Genomic DNA, 270 nt, shown 5'->3' on the forward strand with positions numbered 1-270 from the left:
GGGTGAACAATTGGATTACTCGATGGGCGACTATGCAGAGTCTAATCTTGACCCTGTACAGCGCCGTGTGGAAGCTGTAACGGATTTTGTCGCCTATGCTAAAGAAAAACTCAAGCCGTACGGCGTGGAAGTGTCAGTGGATATTTTCGGCTACGCTGCGACATTGCCTGAAGCCCCCGGCATCGGCCAGAACTTCTCGAAAATTTCGGAGAATGTCGACGTTATTTCCTCAATGATATACCCGAGTCATTGGACAACTTATTTCGGCAT

1 protein-coding gene is annotated in these 270 nt (G+C 48.5%); it reads left to right on the plus strand.

The features are described from left to right. Window positions 1-22: 22 nt before the first annotated feature. On the plus strand, window positions 23-270 hold a 248-nt coding region (locus R0J87_RS20685), incomplete at its 3' end, for a putative glycoside hydrolase (protein WP_498888600.1).

Source organism: Halomonas sp. SIMBA_159 (assembly GCF_046536035.1).
In the GTDB taxonomy this organism is placed as follows: domain Bacteria; phylum Pseudomonadota; class Gammaproteobacteria; order Pseudomonadales; family Halomonadaceae; genus Vreelandella; species Vreelandella venusta_A.